This is a genomic window from Mycoplasmopsis pullorum (assembly GCF_001900245.1).
Taxonomy (GTDB): Bacteria; Bacillota_I; Bacilli_A; order Mycoplasmatales; family Metamycoplasmataceae; genus Mycoplasmopsis; species Mycoplasmopsis pullorum.
In genome coordinates this window covers 142,590-159,315 of the sequence record NZ_CP017813.1, presented here as the reverse complement: position 1 = coordinate 159,315, position 16,726 = coordinate 142,590, and the positions used below count along the sequence as shown (strand labels likewise).

Sequence of the window (16,726 nt, the reverse complement as noted above, 5' to 3'; positions counted from 1 at the left end):
CAAAATTTTCAAATCCTCAATAATTCAACGGTTTATATCAGATTCTTTATCGCTTTTTTCAATAAAATAAATCAATCGATCAATGATATTTTCTGGATCTAGCGAATCATAAATTTCATAAAGTAATTTTTCTTGTTTATTTAATTTTTCATCATTTTCAATTTTAGATAAAACTATTTTTAACTCATCACTTTTTTGTTAATTAGTTTGATCTTTTTTACCTTCTTCAACACCTGAAATAGGTTCAGTGTCCCCAGGGACAGTTACCATATTTTTAGATTCATCAACTTTTGGTTCGGTTGCTTTCTTAGAATCGTCCCCTGGGGACACTTTATCATTTTATAGGTTGTTATGAATTTTCGGAGTACACGCTGCTCAAAGTCCAACACCGCTAACAACAATTATAATTGTCCCTGTGAGTGCACCAAAAAATAATATTTTATGAGCTCGTTTCATAAATTTATTTTACTGATTTTACAGAAGTATTGTTGAATAAAAAACATGAAAATAAACTAAAAACAGCTATTTTCATGTTGAGTAATTATTTTAAAGTGTTTAAGAATTCAATCAAGCGGTCGAAATCAATTTGATCACCTGTTTGTTCATTTAAATCGAAATAAATAACTTCGTGCTTGTCATTTAATACGAAAACAGAACGTGCAAATAAGTTTAATTCGTCGATTAATAAACCAAATTTTTGAGCTAAATTATTGTTGTAATAATCAGAATACATTTCTAAGTTTGACACTTCATGCTTACTTGCATATCCGTTTAGTGCACTTGGTAAATCTGCTGATAATGTGATAAATTTAACATTTGGATAGTCATTAGCAATTGCTGACATACGCATCACTTGTAAATCACAAACACCTGTGTCAATACTTGGAAAAGTGGTAATTAAAGTGTAATTGTCCCCGAATTTTACGTCACTTAATTCAAAAGAACCTTTTGGATAAGCTTTGATTAAATCAATAACATCTCCTAATTTTAAAGTTTCATCTTTTAAATGAACTTCATTTTGTTTGAATTTAATTTTTTTCATTTTTATCTCCTTTTTCTTTTAATATCATAACATTTAATCATCCGAAATGTTCAAATCCGATTTTTTTATAAACACTCCCGGCAAGAGGGTTATCAAAGAATAAAACAGGAGTTTTGTGCTTGTCTTGTAGTCATTTACATAAATTTAACACACAATCACTTGCATAACCTTTTTTACGGTGTTCTTTTAAAGTGTATACACCACCGATCATTGCAGCTTTAGGTGTCATACAAGCAACTGAAGCATGAGAAGCTACAATATTTTGTTCTTTAATTATAAAAGGAACGTAAAATCCTGTATCATAGGTTCTTTGTAAATAATCTAATTTAAGACCTTGAGCTGAAACACCTTTAAATTCTTCGATAGTTTTACGTCCATCAATGATTAAACTTAAATCGTCCCGGTTTGCAAAATTTGAGATGAATCCTTCTTGAGTAATTGGTCGATTTAACACCAAAATTTCTTCTTGTTTAATCTCAATTTGATAATCCTTTTTTATTAATTCATTGATATGTTGAGCACACTCTTGTTCGACAATAATGTTCGAAACGCTCTGATTTTTAATGAATTCAATCAATTCTTCTTTGGAAATAAAATTATCTGGATCGGAAATTAAAAGTGTTGAATGAAAAAGCATTATTGCTGCTTTTAATTTATTATTTTCATAGAATCCGTAACTTTTAACACTTGGATCATCAAAACCAAATTCAATTAAATCGCCAATAAAAAATAAATTATTGATGTAATCTTGGTTTAAAAATTCTAATAATTCCGACTGATTTTTGATAGTTAATTTTTCCATATTTTCCTTATTATTCAGCTAATTCAGTAAAAGCATGAAAGACATCTTTAATATTTTGTTTTGTTCAAATATTGATTTGTTTCTCTTTAGCTTCTGCTTGTAATTGCATTAAATCATTGTAAATTTTTACTTTAGTAGGTGTGTTTGTATAGAACAAGCTTTTAGGATTTGTAGAAATGTAATATGCACGTGCTAAACCTTGTTTAACCATTTCATAATTGAGATTTTCACCTTTAGAATTGTAGACAATTGCTAGAGTACGACCATACTTGTCTTTTCCAAATTCTTCTAAGGTGACTTTTTCTGAACCGCGAAGCATTCTTTTTAGTCCTAGTGTTGCTAATTGTGCATAATGGTCTTCGTATTTAGCTAAGGCTTCGACCTTATTTTCTTTTTTGGTTTCTGGAGTATCAATTCCAAAGAAACGAACTTTGATAAAATCCTTTTCAGTTGGTGAGTTAGGAGATACAGCGATTGTGTCGCCATCAAAAACATATCTAAGATAATAAATAGCTTGCTTTGGTTCTTCGTTTTTAGTTTTTTGTTCTTGTTTTTGAACACACGCACTACTTAATGTAGTAAGTGCAAGTGGTGTAGCAAATAAAGCTAATCATTTTAATTTTGTAAAAAAGCTTTTTTTAGTCATAACACTTTAATTATAAATCAAATAAGTCACATGTGAGTTTTGTGGAATGAATAATCCACTTTGAATAAAAAAATAGACCAAATATGATCTATTTTTGAGATTAAAATTATTCGAAAGCTTTTCCGTTTGAACCGAATTCGTGAATTTTTTGTTTTACTGTTTCACACATTGCATCGTATCCAGGTTTATATAATTTACGTGGATCGAAGTTTTTGCCTTCTAAATCTTTACCGCTTTCAATGTATTTTCTTAAAGCAGCGTGGTTTGCTTGTTGTAATTCAGTATTAACGTTAATTTTTGTAATTCCTAAACTAATTGCTTTTTGAATTTGATCTAAAGGAATACCACTTCCACCATGAAGCACGATTCCAATTCCAGCAGCTTCAGAAATTTCTTTTAATGTCTCAAAGCTTAATGATTTTCAGCTTGAAGGATATGGACCATGAATGTTTCCGATTCCAGCAGCTAAAACGTCAATTCCTAATTGTGCCATTTTTTTAGCTTCAGCTGGATCAGCAAATTCGCCATTTCCAACAATACCATCTTCTTCTCCACCGATTGTCCCAACTTCAGCTTCAACTGACATTCCTTTAGCAGCAGCTAATTTTACTAATTCAGCTGTTTTAGCGTAGTTTTCTTCAAATGGAAAGTGTGATCCATCAAACATAATTGATGTATAAGCTTCGTTTTCGATCGCTTTTAATGCACCTTCGTATGAACCATGATCTAAGTGTAATGCAACAGGTACAGTAATGTTTAAGTCTTTAATTAAACCTGTAACCATACCAGCAACAACATCAAAACCTCCCATGTATTTCAAGGCACCTTCGCTGGTTGCGACGATAATTGGAGATTGTTCAGCTTGTGCTGTAAGTAAAACAGCTTTTGCTCATTCTAAATTATTAATATTAATATGTGGAATTGCGTATTTTCCTTCTTTTGCTTTTCTAAGCATTTCTTTAGCACTAACTAATGCCATATCAAGTCCCCTTTTCCAATTTTTAAATGTATATAAAGTTTAACTATTTTCCTGATGAACTTCAAGTTTCATCATTATTTCTAATAAAACGACCATCAACTGTTAAAAGTCTGTAAAGTTCACCGATTTTTTTAACTCTTAATTTTTCGTAGCTTTGTTGCTCTGTAACTAAATTTTCTTCTCAATAGTCTTTCAATTGTCTTTCAATTTCATCAAAAATTGTGTCAAATTTATATGATTTTTGTGTACCATTAACCACTACATCGATTGCGATGTCTAACATAGTTTTCATAGCTCTCCTTTATATATAATAAATTTATATTAAATTATAAATATTTATATCTTTTTTTGTTAAAAATAAGTAATTATTTTATGGAAACACTTCTTTTAAACATTTTTTTGTAATTGATTAAACGAACTAGCGGAGGCACAAAAATAATAAAGCTAAAGACAAAAAATACGATAATTAATAAAATTTTACCGTTAATTTGATCTTTTAATTGTTCAATAAATGCACTTGAACAGCATGAATGATCTAAATGTGCTTGTTGTTGCATTAATAAAATCAAATCAATAAAGACTGATAAGAAATTAATAAACAACACAATCATGATAAAAATTGAAATTATAAAGTTAATTCATAGCAAAATTCTTTGACTCTTGGATTTGTATTTGCGTTTGAAATTCTTTAAAAAGTATCCAAAACAAGCCATTGCAATAAATCCAAAAATAATCAAACTTAATCAATTACTCAATAAATCAGCTAAGTTATACAAGCTTGACATACCACTTCCATAACTTGCATAGCTAATTAAATCTTGAGCATCTTGAATATTTTCGAATTTATTTGGATAGAATAAACCACCAATAATAATAAAAATTACAACGATTGGAATAATTAAAAAGATTGAGTAAATTACACCAATTTTTGGTTTGTTTTGAACTAGTTTATCCTTTAATTTTGATGCAAAAACAATTTCTTCGTTTTTGATTAATTCTTCAATAAAACGTGGAATTCATAGACTAAATCCATTGATAATACCAAGGACTCCAATTCCAATGAAAATATTAACGATTCCGAAAATTCATCCTAAATTACGTTGATTTAAGAATTTAAAAAATTCTTTAAAATCACCTTTTCCGTTAATCGACATTGCAATCGCAATGATTAAGTGAATTAAAGTAACAATTCCTAAACCTCATAATAAAACTTTAGGAGCATCTTTAGGTTTTTGCATTTCGTTTTCAATACCAGTTGAAACATAAAATCCATCATAAGCAAAAAAGATTCCAGCTCATGATAAGAACAGTCCAATCCCAGGCATCATTTTATAAGAAAAATTCATTTCTTCATGGTCCATTTGTGGTGCCACTGGAAGTCAATGAATATCCTCTTGGACTGATTTACGATTAATAATATAGTAAGCAAGTGCAATTACAACACTACAAATAATTGCTAAAACTTTTAAAAACAGCGTAATGCTATTTTGTATATTAGCAACTTTAGCACTCAATCCCGAACTTACTAAAAAGTAAATCGAAATGAGTACCACAATAATACCTCAAATTAATCAATCGACATTTGTTCCAAATGTTTTGTTAATCCCAAATGCTTGTAATCCATCTTGAAATGACATTAAAGCATAAAGCGGCATAAAGAAAAATGTCAGTGGAATATTTAAATAGAGCGTGAAATTTCGACTCATTTGGTACACTACACGCGTATTGAATTTTTTGTTTCAACCAACATATGATAAGTTTCCGTTGGTACTTTTTACTACTTCGAGCAATCCAATTGCAAGTAAGATAATTGCAATTGAGGCAATACTTCAAGAAAGAATAGCTAAAATTAGCGATAAACTATTGTAATGTAAGATTTCGTGCGATTTAAAGAAAATACCTGCACCAATCGAAGAACCAATAACAATCAACATTCCAACAAAAAAGTTAATTTTTTTACCTTTTGGAATGTCTTTTAGATTCAATAATTCTAATTCGTGGTTTAACTTTTGCTTGTCACTGTCCATAAATTACATCTTTTCAGGAGCAGAAACTCCAACTAATGACAGTCCCAACTTCAGAACTCTCTTAGTTGCAAGTGTTACAGCCAATAAAGTTTGTGAATGATTTGAATCTAAAATCTTATTATTTGAATAAAAACTATTGAATAAATTTGCTAAATTCATTAAATAACTTGTTAACAATTGAATTTTATAAGTAGAAGCAACAGTTTTAATTACATCAGGAAATTGATCAAGAGCAACCAATAATTTACGTGTTTTATCATTGAAAGGGATTAAGTTAAAGTCGTAATCGACTTTGGCTTTAGTTAGGACTGAATTAGCCCGTGAGTGTGCGTATTGCACTGTAAATACAGGGTTGTTTTCATCTTTACTATTAGCTAAATCAATATCAAAATCAAATTTAGTATTCGGATCACGAGTTAACATGTTAAAACGGACACAATCTGGATTTGAAACGTCCATTAAATCCTCTAAGGTTACGCTGGTACCAGCTCTTTTAGACATTTTAAATTCTTGTCCGTTTTTAATTAAACGAACTAATTGAACCACAATAATTTCAATATCTTCAGGATTGTAACCTAAACATTGCATTGCAATTTTTAATCTGGCAATATAACCTGAGTGGTCCGCTCCTCAAACATTAATTAATTTATTTGATCTTTGTAATTTGATATCGTGGTACGCAATATCTGGCGTAAAGTAAGTAAATGATCCGTCACTTTTAATTAAAACACGATCTTTATCGTCCCCAAATTCGGTGGTATTTAAGAAAAGTGCACCATCTTTTTCATAGGTGTATTTTTTGATTTTTTCAAGTGTTTTTTCAACTAGTCCACTGTCGCGAACAAATTTTTCTGAAGTAAAAATTTCAAATGAAACATTAAATTTTGCTAAGTCGGTACGAATTTTTTCTAATAAAATGTCGATGCAAATTTGTTTAAATTCGTCCATATTTTGATCAAAATTCTCTAAAAATTTATTTCCATATTTGTTTTTAATTTGTTCTGCTAACCAAATAATATCACTACCTTTATAACAATCTTCAGGCATAGTTAAAGTTTGTCCAAATAATTCAAAGTATCTAACTTTGGCACTATCTACTAAAACTTTAATTTGATTTCCAGCATCATTAACTCAGTACTCAGGTACTACTTTTAAACCTGCATGTCGTAAAACTCTCACTAAAGAGTCCCCAATGGCCGCTCCACGAGCGTGTCCGACGTGTAAAAATCCAGTTGGATTAGCTGAAACGAATTCAACATTGTACACATTTTCATCTTGTATTAAGTTCGATCCATATTGATCTTCTTTATTAATTATATTTTTCAAAATATCAACAAAAGCACAGTCACTTAAAATGATATTGATAAAACCAGGTGCAGCTACATCTGCTTTTTCAACCAATTCATTTTTTTCCAATTCAATAGAAATTTTTTGTGCTAATTCTAGGACAGGTATTTTTGCATATTTTTTAAGTAAAAATGCAATATTTGTCGCAAAATTATATTGTTTAGAGTCCCCTACATTGATATTCGGTTCTTGTAAATTATAATTAATAGTGCCTGCAGTGCAGTCATTACTAATGACTCCTTCATTTTGAAGAATAATAATAATTTCTTCAATCATATTTTTAATTTTTGCATTCATATTAATCATAATTTTCTCCTTTATATAAATTTTATATGTACTTTATATTTTAACACTTAATTACTCATTAAAAATGTCTTTTTTAACCTGAAAAAGGATTAATTTTAATTATAATTATCATATGTTAAAAATTTACGTTTGTGGACCGACTGTTTATGATCATATTCATATCGGAAATATGAGACCAATTTTATTATTTGACCTAATTTTAAAGGCTGTTCGTTATAAGAAAATTGATTATTTTTTCTTACACAATATCACAGATATCGATGATAAAATCATCAACAAAGCAATTAGTGAAAATAAAAGTGAAAAAGAAGTTAGTGATTTTTTTACCAATGCTTATTTAGATTTGTTAAAACAAGCTAACATTGATACAATCACAAAAATTGAAAAAGTGACCGACAACTTAGATTTAATAGAAAACTATTTAGATTCATTGTCCCAAAATGGTTCTACCTACGCACAAGATGATGACCTTCTTTTTTCAGTTGAAAAGTACCAAAACTACTATGGTACAGTTTCGCATCAAAAATTAGATGAGATGTTCTTTGAAGAAAATTCAGCCAATAAAAATTTTCCTGCAGACTTTGCACTTTGAAAAAACACCAAAGTTGGGGTTAAATATAATTCAAAATTCGGAGCTGGTCGTCCCGGTTGACACACAGAATGTTCTGCTTTGATTTATAAATATTTTAAAGATGAAGGTGTGCACATTCACGGTGGCGGGATTGATTTAATTTTTCCGCATCATGAAAATGAAAATATTCAACACTTTGCTTTGACCAATAAACCTATTGCACAGGAATGATTGCGTTGTGGACAAATCAATCTTTATGGTGAAAAAATGTCTAAATCAAAAGGAAACATCATTAAAGCAAAAGCGTTTTTTGATGAGCACAAAGTTGATGTTTACCGTACCATTTTATTAAATTCAACCATTTTAGGTCCGATCAACTTAAATGAGGACTTAATTAAAAGTGCAAACGCATTTAACCTTAAAATCAGAAGAATCGCATTTTATTCTTTTTTAAATTCAAAAGCGGACGATACTACAAATTATGAAATTGTCACAAATATAATCAATTTAGTCTATGAACGTGACTTTTCTAAATTCATGTTTGAAGTAAATAAATTAATTAAAGAATTTAATAAAACAAAATCAATAGAAATTGCACTTAGTTTAATTGAAGTTTTTAAAATTTTGGGATATCGTGATACTTTTGAGAACTTCGAAGTACTCAAACCAATTTTTGAAGAATGATCTCAATTGGTAGATGCAAAAGAATACGAAAAAGCAGATGCGTTGCGTGTAAAATTACAAAAAGAAAAAATAATATAAAAATAAATTAGAGAAAAAAACGAGGTACTATTATGAAAGAATTACTAATGTGCGGTAGAAACTCCGTTTTAGATGCTTATGAAAACAATTGACCAATTGAAAAGGTTATTGTTGCTACCGCACAAAACAAGGAATTATTTAAAAATGCTTCATTTAAGGTTGAAATATTTGACAAAAACTTAATGAATAAAATGACTAAAGAGAATCACCAAGGTTTTATTGCACTGATTAAACCGATTAATTTTTATGATATAAAAATTTTGAATAAGGACCAACCAAAAATGGTTTTAATTCTTGACCACATCCAAGATCCGCAAAATTTCGGTGCAATTATTCGCAGTGCTAATGCAGCTGGAATCAAGCACATAATCTATCCTAACACTCGTGCAGCAGATATCAATGAATTAGTTTTAAAAATTTCATCAGGTGGTTTTGTCGGAATGAAGTTTATTAAAGTTAAAAGTATTTCCGCTACAATAACCTGAATGAAAAATAATGGTTTTTGAATCTACACTTCGGCATTAAATTCAACTGCACAGCAGTATGATAAAGTATCGTATAATCTTCCTTTCGCGATTGTTGTTGGTAACGAGGGAAGCGGAGTTTCAAAAAGCACATTAAGTGTCAGTGATGAAATAATTTATATCCCGCAATCTGGTTCAGTGCAATCTTTAAATGTTTCTGTCGCTACAGGTATCTTATTATTTGAAGCGAAAAAGACATTAGAAAATGAATAGAGTAAATAGTCGCAAAATTAAGATAATTAACCCTAAGTTAGCAAATCTTTTAGAAATTGATGTTTTGCCAATTACAATCTCAGATAATTCATTAATCAAAATAATCGAAAAGCAATTCCATGTAATCATAATTTATTGAATTAAACGCTACGACACTATTTTAAATTGAATGCGAAATGACTTTACTGAAATTTATTGAAACGCAATTTTGTTTTTGTTTAACTGCGTACTTGAGGTTAATTGCGATTCTGTTCAATTTCAATCTGAAAATAAAATTGAACAATTTTTACATGGTAAATTAAAGTATTTTATGAAGTCTCAAAAGAATGCTAGAATGAAAAAACAAGAATATTTTGAACGGACAAAAAACTCGCTTTCATCACGTAAAATTAAAAACTTGTTATGAAAAATTAAAACGAAACAAGAGGATGAGAACATATTTGTGAGCTATGAAAAAATGTCTCCAAAAATGAATTCTCAGGAAAAGCAATTTGTCGAACATACATTGCAAATTGCTAAAACAAGCAAATTACCATATATCAAAAAAGAGAATCGAATCATCTTATCAAATATCAGGAATCACTATAACAATACATTTGTGTTTACTTAATTTTATTCAAAATAAGTAGACCACAATTTTGAAGACCAAACTTTTTATCCATTTTTCAAGTTTGGTCTTTCTTTTTACCTCTTAAGCTAATGTGTAAAGTGAGCGACAAAAAAGCAAAAGAAAAACAGACGAAAACGCCTGTTTTTAAGTTAATTTTGGATTATTTTAATTTAGCAAAATATGTAACAGTTCTAATTAATTGTGCAACATAAGACATTTCGTTGTCATATCATGAGAACACTTTGTATAAGTTTCCGTCTTTTGTTTCTTTAACTGATGTTAAAGCTGCATCGAAGATTGATCCGTGGTCTTCACCAATAATGTCTGATGAAACGATAGGAGCAGTTTCATATTTTAATGTTTCATTAGCTGCTTTTTCAAATGCTGCGTTTAATTCAGCAACTGTAGGTTGTTTTTCTAATGTGAATGTTAAATCAACGATTGATCCTGTAATTGTAGGAACACGAACAGCTGATCCATCTAAAATACCTGAAGCTTCAGGAACTACTAAACCAATAGCTTTAGCAGCACCTGTTGATGTAGGAACCATGTTTTGAGCAGCCGCACGAGCACGACGTAAGTCACGGTGTGGAGCATCTTGTAATCTTTGATCTCCTGTGTATGAGTGAATTGTTGTCATGAATCCTGATTTAAGTCCGAAGTTGTCAACTAATACTTTAACAACTGGAGCTAAACAGTTTGTTGTACATGAAGCAGCAGAAATAATTTCGTCATCACCATTTAAAGTATCGTGGTTAACGTTGTAAACGATTGTTTTAACATCGCTTCCAGCAGGAGCTGAAACAACAACTTTTTTAGCACCAGCTTTTAAGTGTTTTCCAGCACCTTCACGTTTAACGAAGAATCCTGTTGATTCAATAACTAAATCAATTCCTAATTCACCTCATGGTAAGTTTTCAGGATCTTTTTCAGCAAAAACTTTAATTTCTTTTCCATCAACAACTAATGTGTTTTCTGTAGCTGAAACTTCAACTCCTAATTTACCAAAAGCTGTATCGAATTTTAATAAGTGAGCTAATGTTTTAGCATCTGTTAAGTCGTTAACTGCAACAACTTCTAATTCATTGTTTTTAGTTTCAAGAATACGACGGAAAGCTAATCTTCCAATTCTTCCGAAACCGTTAATTGCTATTTTTTTCATAAATAACCTTTCATTAAAATAAGTGTGTTTTGTAAAATAAATATATTTATTTTGTATAGTAACTATACATAAAAATTATATATTAATGTCTCATTTATAAATCAATTTTGTAAAATATTGATTTCATTTATTATGGTAATAATTGCAAATCTTTTATGCCATTTTAAATTTGTGACCGAGGATGCTTTTAATGCGATTAGTTGTAGGTTCAAATACTAAATAAGTTCCTGCCACAGCTGCATCCGCACCAGCTTCAAAAGCTAAAGGACCGGTTTCATTATTGATTCCACCATCAACTTGAATTAAATAATCATATGAATTTTTTAATCTTAAAATTTTAAGTTGATTAATTTTTTGTAATGATGTTTCAATAAAACGTTGTCCACCTTTACCAGGTTCAACTGACATAACTAATACTAATGCTAAATATGGTAAAAATTCAACAATTCGTTCAACACTAGTATTTGGTTTAATTGCTAAACCAATTTTAATTTCATGGTAATTTTCAATTAAAAATTCTTTAAATTCTTCCAAATCATCGATTGCTTCAAAGTGAATTGTCACTATATCAACCACGTTTTTGAACTCATCTAAGTATGAAAGCGGATCATTAACCATTAAGTGCGCATCCATAATGTGCTTTGGAGCTTTTTCACGAATATTTTTGATTTCTTGATATGAAATAGCGGTATTCGGAACAAATTCACCATCCATTACATCATAATGAATTCATTTTACTCCTGCGTTAATTAATTCTTTAGCAATTTCTAATCTTTTTTGTGATTCAACATTTAATAAGCTAGGTGTAACATATTTTTTTGTCATTAGTATTCTTCCTTTTTTACTTCTGTTTGTAGTTTTTGATAATTTTGATATCTTCAAAGTGGAAAATCACCATTTTCAACACTTTGCTTGATGAAACAATCCTGAATTCTTTCATTAATATGTAGACATGAACGGAATTTGCATTTACCAATATTTAGTTTAAAAAACTTAAAACTTTGTGCTAAATCAATTTTATCTAGATCCAAGTCCAATGAACTAAAACCTGGTGTGTCAATTAATTCACCGTCATTAAATTTAACAATTTGGACAATTCTTGTCGTATGCTTTCCCCTACCTAAGGCTTTTGAAATTTGTTGTGTTTGAAATTGGTAACCACCTAAATTATTAATCGTACTTGTTTTACCAACACCAGTTTGTCCCATGAATACCGAGGTTCTATCCTTAAATAACTTCTTAATTTTTTCGATAAAAATTGGTTTTTTATTATCAACTAAAAAAGTCGAATAACCAAGTTTAGTATACTCATCGAATCAATAAAAATCATTGGTTAAGTCTGATTTAGTAAACAAAATAATCGGTGTAATTTCTTTGTTTTCGATAATTGCTAAAAATTTGTCCATCAAAAATGACTGAAAATCTGGTTCGACCAAAGACATTACAATAAAAACTTGGTCCACATTAGCCACTTTGGGACGAATGAAGCTATTTTTTCGTTCACAAATTTCAGTTAGGAGTCCCTCATGTAATTTTACATAGTCCCCAACTAAAGGTGAATTTTCTTTAAAACGTAAACGTCCAGCCGCTGGGACTTTAATTGTTTCACGCTCATTGTGTAAGGTATAAATACCTGAATTAATTGAATAAACTTTATATTCCATTCGACATCCTTTGGACAAAATACAAACAAACTCCGATCAATATTACTACAATTATACACATGATTGCACTCACTTTTCAGGAGTTAAAGTGGTCTCTCATTTTTTTCTTTGGTTTCATTGTTTTTAATGAAATCTTTTCTTCGAGCGAACGTGATGGTTTTAAAACTGTCTCCAAATCAGCACGTAATTCTCACATCGTTTGATATCTTTTCTTTGGATCTTTTGCCGTTGCTTTAATTACCGCATTTTCTAAAGCTTGCGGAATTTCGCGAATTTGCATAATTGAAGGTAATTCTTGATCACGATGCATAAAGAACGTTTTACGTGCATCGCTACCTTGAAATGGATAATCACCAGTTAACATTTCAAACAAAACTATCCCCAGTGCGTACACATCAACAGTTGGTTGAATTTTGCATTTTGGATCCGCTAGTTCAGGAGCTGCATAATAAATAGAACACATGATATTGTGTGTTTTTGTTAAACGTTGTGTGTCTTCTTCGAGTGAAATACCTAGGTCAATAATTTTAACTGTTTGATTCTTTGAGATTATGATATTTTGACTCTTAATGTCCCTGTGGACAATTGAATTAGCATGAAGTTCCCCAATCCCACTGGCGATTTGTTTTGCATAACTAACAGCCGCACGAGTATGAATGTGTCCATTTTTTTCAATCATTGAGCGAAGTGTTTCACCTTCAATATATTCCATCACGTAATATTGTTCTTCTGCTGTAATATAGCTTTCAACGAAATAAGGAATGTTGACACTTTTTAATTTTGAGAGTATTTTTGCTTCTTGCTCAAAACGTTTAAAATTATTAGCGTTAGAATCGGGTACACGATATTTGAGTGCATAAAGTTGTTTTGGATTATCCAGTGCACTTACTAAATAAACTGTAGCACTACCTCCAGCACCAAGAATTTTTTTAATCAGATATTTCGAATAAATTGTCGAAGATTTAGGTGGTATGTTTTTAAATTCCATATCTTACTCCATATCCAAAATAATAAGTGACATATTGTCAGTTGAGTCACCTAAAATAGCTTCATCGAGGAGTTTATTCGCAATCTGATCTATCGAATTTTGAGAACTTAAAATCAACTCAATACTTTTAAAATCAACTGCACCGTGGATTCCGTCGCTAGTTAAGAGAATTTTTTTAATCTGTGGAAAATGTTTAGCTTCAAGTTCGAAAATTTCTAATGTGGTCGCGATTTTTGGTCCAACCGCACTAGTTAATTTTCATAAGCTATTGGTTTGTTTGTACCTATTAATTAAGTCTGTTTGACCATTGCTATTCAATAAATTAAAAACATTTTGATCGACCGTAATTTGATTTAAAGCACCATTTTTTAGGAGTGCGTATCCCCTCGAGTCACCACAATTAAAAAAGTAAATTCTATTTTCTTTTTTAATGATTAAGACACCTGTGATAGTTGTCCCCATCTCCATCAGGGACTCATCATTTTCTTTAACTTCGCGAACCATTAAACGTTTTAACTTGTCAATATTAATGTCAAATCATAATTTAACATCGTCTTTTTTATAGTTAAAATTATTGACAAATTCGCGAGATAAAAAATTGACGGCTAATGAAGAAGCTATTTCTCCACCTGAGTGTCCTCCCATGCCGTCGCATAAAATAGCAAAGATCGTGTCTTTGTTCTCAAAAACTCCAACACGATCTTGATTTGATTGTCTTTTTCCTTTTTCACTTCGACTAACAAAAATCATTAATTTTTAATTCCTTATGTAATATATTTCTAATTTCTTCAGCAGCTTGTTCAGGAGTGTGATTATATACTCTATACTTAAATACGGTTGATTCTTCGATTTCTTTTTCAGCTTTTTCAAGACGAGCTCTTAAAGTGTCATCATCTTCAGAACCGCGTTTAATAATACGTTCTTTTAAGTCTGCAATTGTCGGTGGAAGTAAAAAGATAGTAATTACGTTAAATTTAGGATCATTTTCTAATTTTTTCAAAATTTGCATCGCACCTTGTGTTTCAATTTCTAACATTGGATTTTTACCTTTGTTATTAATTTTTTCTAATTCAGAATACAAGGTACCATAATAGTTACCAAAATGATAAGAAAATTCTAGAAATTCACGAGCTTTTATTTTTTGCTGAACTAATGCTTTATCTAGAAAATAATAATGAATTCCATGAACTTCACCACTTCGCGGTTTTCGAGTGGTCACAGAGCATGATAAAGATAAGTTTAACTCGTCAAACTCAAATAATAATCTTTCAACAGTCCCCTTACCAACACCACTAGGACCAGTAAAAATAATAATCGGAATCTTCTTTTCTATCATAGTTGTAAATAATTATAAATTTTTTTGTTAATAAATAAAATAATAAATTACATTTTACTTGCGATTTTTTCAAGCTTATTTAAACACTTTTTTAGTGTGTCATACGCAGCAGTTCGAGATGTTGCTAAAACTTCCGCAATTTCTGAATATGACAAGTCTTCGTAAAAATAAAGTTGAAAAACTTGCTTTTGATTTTGAGTTAAAAAATTGTGATATTGCTCAAATAAATTTACATAGTAATCGACAGTTTCAATATCTTTTTTATCTTTCATTATTTAATTCCTTAGTCATTTCATAAATAAATAACTCAAGATCAAATTGTTGTAAATCGTCTAATTTTTCACCTAGACCTACATACTTAACATTCAAGTCAAATTCATTTTTGATCGATAAAACAATCCCACCTTTGCTGGTACCATCTAATTTAGTTAAAATAATCCCACTTAGGTTAGCAACTTCTTTGAAAATTTTAGCTTGTGAAAGACCATTTTGTCCCGTGGTCGCATCCATGACCAATAGGGACTCATGTGGCGCGTCAACTTGAAATTTACGAATCACACCAATCATTTTGTTTAATTCATTCATTAAATTAACTTTATTTTGTAAACGGCCAGCTGTATCAATAATTAATAAATCGTAATTTTCTTGAGTAGCTTTTTGCATTGCTTGGTACACTACACTCGCAGGATCTTGATTATTTTGAAGCGGTTTAATAATGTCTGCACCAATTCTTTCAGCTCAGACACTAAGTTGCTCTACCGCTGCTGCTCTAAAAGTGTCCCCAGCGGCAATTAATACTTTTTTACCTTGTTTTAAGTACATATTTGCAATTTTGGCAATTGATGTGGTCTTTCCTGAACCATTAACTCCAACCATTACAAAAACATTCAAACGACCATTTTCGTAGTTTAAATTAGTATTAACAATTGTATTATTTGCATACGCACTAAAAAGACTCTCAGCAATAATTTCGTTAATTAAATTAAAGTCACTAATGTTATTTAATTTAACTTCAGACTTAATTTTTTCAATAATTTGGTCCACTAAATTAAAATTAATATCTGACATGATTAATAATTCTTCTAATTCTTCAAAATATTCTTCATTAATTTCGTTGTGACGACTTTGTAATTCTAAAATTTTACGACCAAAGCTCGAAGTATTTGATAGTCCCTTTTCATACTTCTCGCTTATTGTTTTAGGTATTTCGTTCTCTTTTTTCGCAAAGACTTTATTGATTATTTTTTTAAAAAACTTCATAATTATTATTTTAACTTTTTTTGTGTTTATTTAAGTAAAATAAAAATATGAAAAAAAATCAAGAATCAGCTGCATTAGATAAAAAACAATATAATTTTGAACTTTTGTGTTCCCTTAGTTTTCAAAATAATCCAAAATTAGCACACAATATTAAGCGATTTAAAAAAATAATGAATCAAGATGATTTTGAATTTTTAAATAAATATGATAATTTACACTTTGAAGAAGTTAAAATTGAATTGGATTATTCAGAAGAATTAATGCTCAAAAACATCGAAATACAGTACGATATTGATTTTTTAGAATCCGAAATTTATACAATTTTTCAAAACAATTCGAATAAGTCATTTTTTGAAAAATATAATTTTTCAGATAAGAATGCACAGGATTTAATTGAATTTGAAAAAAATTTCAAAGAAAATAAAAATGAAAAGGTTGATTTAACCAAAACAACACGAATAATTCTAAATAAAATTAAAATTTAAAA

20 protein-coding genes are annotated in these 16,726 nt (G+C 29.8%); 4 read left to right on the top strand and 16 right to left on the bottom strand.

What is annotated here, in order from left to right:
* Nucleotides 1-198: 198 nt before the first annotated feature.
* The 8 genes from BLA55_RS04485 to argS all read right to left on the bottom strand — a co-directional run bounded on the left by BLA55_RS04485 (nucleotide 199) and on the right by argS (nucleotide 7,149).
* The gene (locus tag BLA55_RS04485; RefSeq protein ID WP_256373944.1) at nucleotides 199-330 is read right to left on the bottom strand and encodes a hypothetical protein; all 132 of its coding nucleotides are present in this window, start codon (nucleotides 328-330) and stop codon (nucleotides 199-201) included.
* 211 nt (nucleotides 331-541) lie between these two features.
* Nucleotides 542-1,042 carry a redoxin domain-containing protein gene (locus BLA55_RS00620; RefSeq protein WP_073372198.1) on the bottom strand — a complete coding sequence of 167 codons (501 nt, stop codon included), beginning with the start codon at nucleotides 1,040-1,042 and terminating at the stop codon, nucleotides 542-544.
* Entirely contained in the window at nucleotides 1,029-1,844 is an 816-nt protein-coding gene (locus BLA55_RS00615; protein ID WP_073372197.1) for a GNAT family N-acetyltransferase, read from the bottom strand. Before BLA55_RS00615 ends, BLA55_RS00620 begins: the two co-directional genes overlap by 14 nt.
* Before the next feature lie 10 nt (nucleotides 1,845-1,854).
* Complete coding sequence (locus BLA55_RS00610) at nucleotides 1,855-2,490, bottom strand: thermonuclease family protein (protein WP_073372196.1); 636 nt, start codon at nucleotides 2,488-2,490, stop codon at nucleotides 1,855-1,857.
* A 106-nt stretch (nucleotides 2,491-2,596) separates the two neighbouring features.
* On the bottom strand, nucleotides 2,597-3,469 hold the full coding sequence (fba, locus tag BLA55_RS00605; protein WP_073372195.1) for a class II fructose-1,6-bisphosphate aldolase: 873 nt from the start codon (nucleotides 3,467-3,469) through the stop codon (nucleotides 2,597-2,599).
* 43 nt (nucleotides 3,470-3,512) lie between these two features.
* Complete coding sequence (gene rpoE / locus BLA55_RS00600; RefSeq protein WP_073372194.1) at nucleotides 3,513-3,761, bottom strand: DNA-directed RNA polymerase subunit delta; 249 nt, start codon at nucleotides 3,759-3,761, stop codon at nucleotides 3,513-3,515.
* A 73-nt stretch (nucleotides 3,762-3,834) separates the two neighbouring features.
* Nucleotides 3,835-5,496 (bottom strand): amino acid permease, encoded by a 1,662-nt coding sequence (locus BLA55_RS00595; RefSeq protein ID WP_073372193.1) that lies wholly within the window; start codon nucleotides 5,494-5,496, stop codon nucleotides 3,835-3,837.
* 3 nt (nucleotides 5,497-5,499) lie between these two features.
* Nucleotides 5,500-7,149: an arginine--tRNA ligase gene (gene argS, locus BLA55_RS00590; protein WP_235631838.1), complete on the bottom strand. Its 1,650-nt coding sequence runs from the start codon at nucleotides 7,147-7,149 to the stop codon at nucleotides 5,500-5,502.
* 64 nt (nucleotides 7,150-7,213) lie between these two features.
* Between argS and BLA55_RS00585 the strand changes: the two genes are divergently transcribed.
* Genes BLA55_RS00585 through BLA55_RS00575 form a run of 3 tightly spaced genes read left to right on the top strand, consistent with a single transcriptional unit; the run spans nucleotide 7,214 to nucleotide 9,829 of the window.
* Entirely contained in the window at nucleotides 7,214-8,482 is a 1,269-nt protein-coding gene (locus BLA55_RS00585; protein WP_318024747.1) for a cysteine--tRNA ligase, read from the top strand.
* Nucleotides 8,483-8,514: 32 nt separating this feature from the next.
* Entirely contained in the window at nucleotides 8,515-9,219 is a 705-nt protein-coding gene (rlmB, locus tag BLA55_RS00580) for a 23S rRNA (guanosine(2251)-2'-O)-methyltransferase RlmB (RefSeq protein ID WP_073372191.1), read from the top strand.
* The gene (locus tag BLA55_RS00575; protein ID WP_073372190.1) at nucleotides 9,212-9,829 is read left to right on the top strand and encodes a hypothetical protein; all 618 of its coding nucleotides are present in this window, start codon (nucleotides 9,212-9,214) and stop codon (nucleotides 9,827-9,829) included. The genes rlmB and BLA55_RS00575 overlap by 8 nt, the downstream gene beginning before the upstream one ends.
* 160 nt (nucleotides 9,830-9,989) lie before the next feature.
* On the opposite strand, the gene gap is transcribed toward BLA55_RS00575, so the two are convergent.
* From gap to ftsY, 8 genes are all read right to left on the bottom strand, one after another.
* The gene (gene gap, locus BLA55_RS00570) at nucleotides 9,990-10,991 is read right to left on the bottom strand and encodes a type I glyceraldehyde-3-phosphate dehydrogenase (RefSeq protein ID WP_073372189.1); all 1,002 of its coding nucleotides are present in this window, start codon (nucleotides 10,989-10,991) and stop codon (nucleotides 9,990-9,992) included.
* Between the two features lie 153 nt (nucleotides 10,992-11,144).
* Nucleotides 11,145-11,816: a ribulose-phosphate 3-epimerase gene (locus BLA55_RS00565; RefSeq protein ID WP_073372188.1), complete on the bottom strand. Its 672-nt coding sequence runs from the start codon at nucleotides 11,814-11,816 to the stop codon at nucleotides 11,145-11,147.
* Nucleotides 11,816-12,655, bottom strand: coding sequence for a ribosome small subunit-dependent GTPase A (rsgA, locus tag BLA55_RS00560; RefSeq protein ID WP_073372187.1), 840 nt, complete (start codon nucleotides 12,653-12,655; stop codon nucleotides 11,816-11,818). Before rsgA ends, BLA55_RS00565 begins: the two co-directional genes overlap by 1 nt.
* Nucleotides 12,645-13,643, bottom strand: a complete 999-nt coding sequence (locus BLA55_RS00555; protein ID WP_084107613.1) for a serine/threonine protein kinase — start codon at nucleotides 13,641-13,643, stop codon at nucleotides 12,645-12,647. Before BLA55_RS00555 ends, rsgA begins: the two co-directional genes overlap by 11 nt.
* Before the next feature lie 3 nt (nucleotides 13,644-13,646).
* Nucleotides 13,647-14,393 carry a PP2C family protein-serine/threonine phosphatase gene (locus BLA55_RS00550; protein WP_073372186.1) on the bottom strand — a complete coding sequence of 249 codons (747 nt, stop codon included), beginning with the start codon at nucleotides 14,391-14,393 and terminating at the stop codon, nucleotides 13,647-13,649.
* Nucleotides 14,380-14,979 carry a guanylate kinase gene (gmk, locus tag BLA55_RS00545; protein ID WP_073372185.1) on the bottom strand — a complete coding sequence of 200 codons (600 nt, stop codon included), beginning with the start codon at nucleotides 14,977-14,979 and terminating at the stop codon, nucleotides 14,380-14,382. The genes BLA55_RS00550 and gmk overlap by 14 nt, the downstream gene beginning before the upstream one ends.
* Nucleotides 14,980-15,026: 47 nt before the next feature.
* On the bottom strand, nucleotides 15,027-15,251 hold the full coding sequence (locus tag BLA55_RS00540; protein WP_073372184.1) for a sigma factor-like helix-turn-helix DNA-binding protein: 225 nt from the start codon (nucleotides 15,249-15,251) through the stop codon (nucleotides 15,027-15,029).
* Nucleotides 15,241-16,239: a signal recognition particle-docking protein FtsY gene (gene ftsY / locus BLA55_RS00535; RefSeq protein WP_073372183.1), complete on the bottom strand. Its 999-nt coding sequence runs from the start codon at nucleotides 16,237-16,239 to the stop codon at nucleotides 15,241-15,243. Before ftsY ends, BLA55_RS00540 begins: the two co-directional genes overlap by 11 nt.
* A gap of 47 nt (nucleotides 16,240-16,286) precedes the next feature.
* Here ftsY and BLA55_RS00530 point away from each other — a divergent pair, with 47 nt between their 5' ends.
* Entirely contained in the window at nucleotides 16,287-16,724 is a 438-nt protein-coding gene (locus BLA55_RS00530; RefSeq protein ID WP_073372182.1) for a hypothetical protein, read from the top strand.
* The last annotated feature ends 2 nt before the right edge of the window (nucleotides 16,725-16,726 follow it).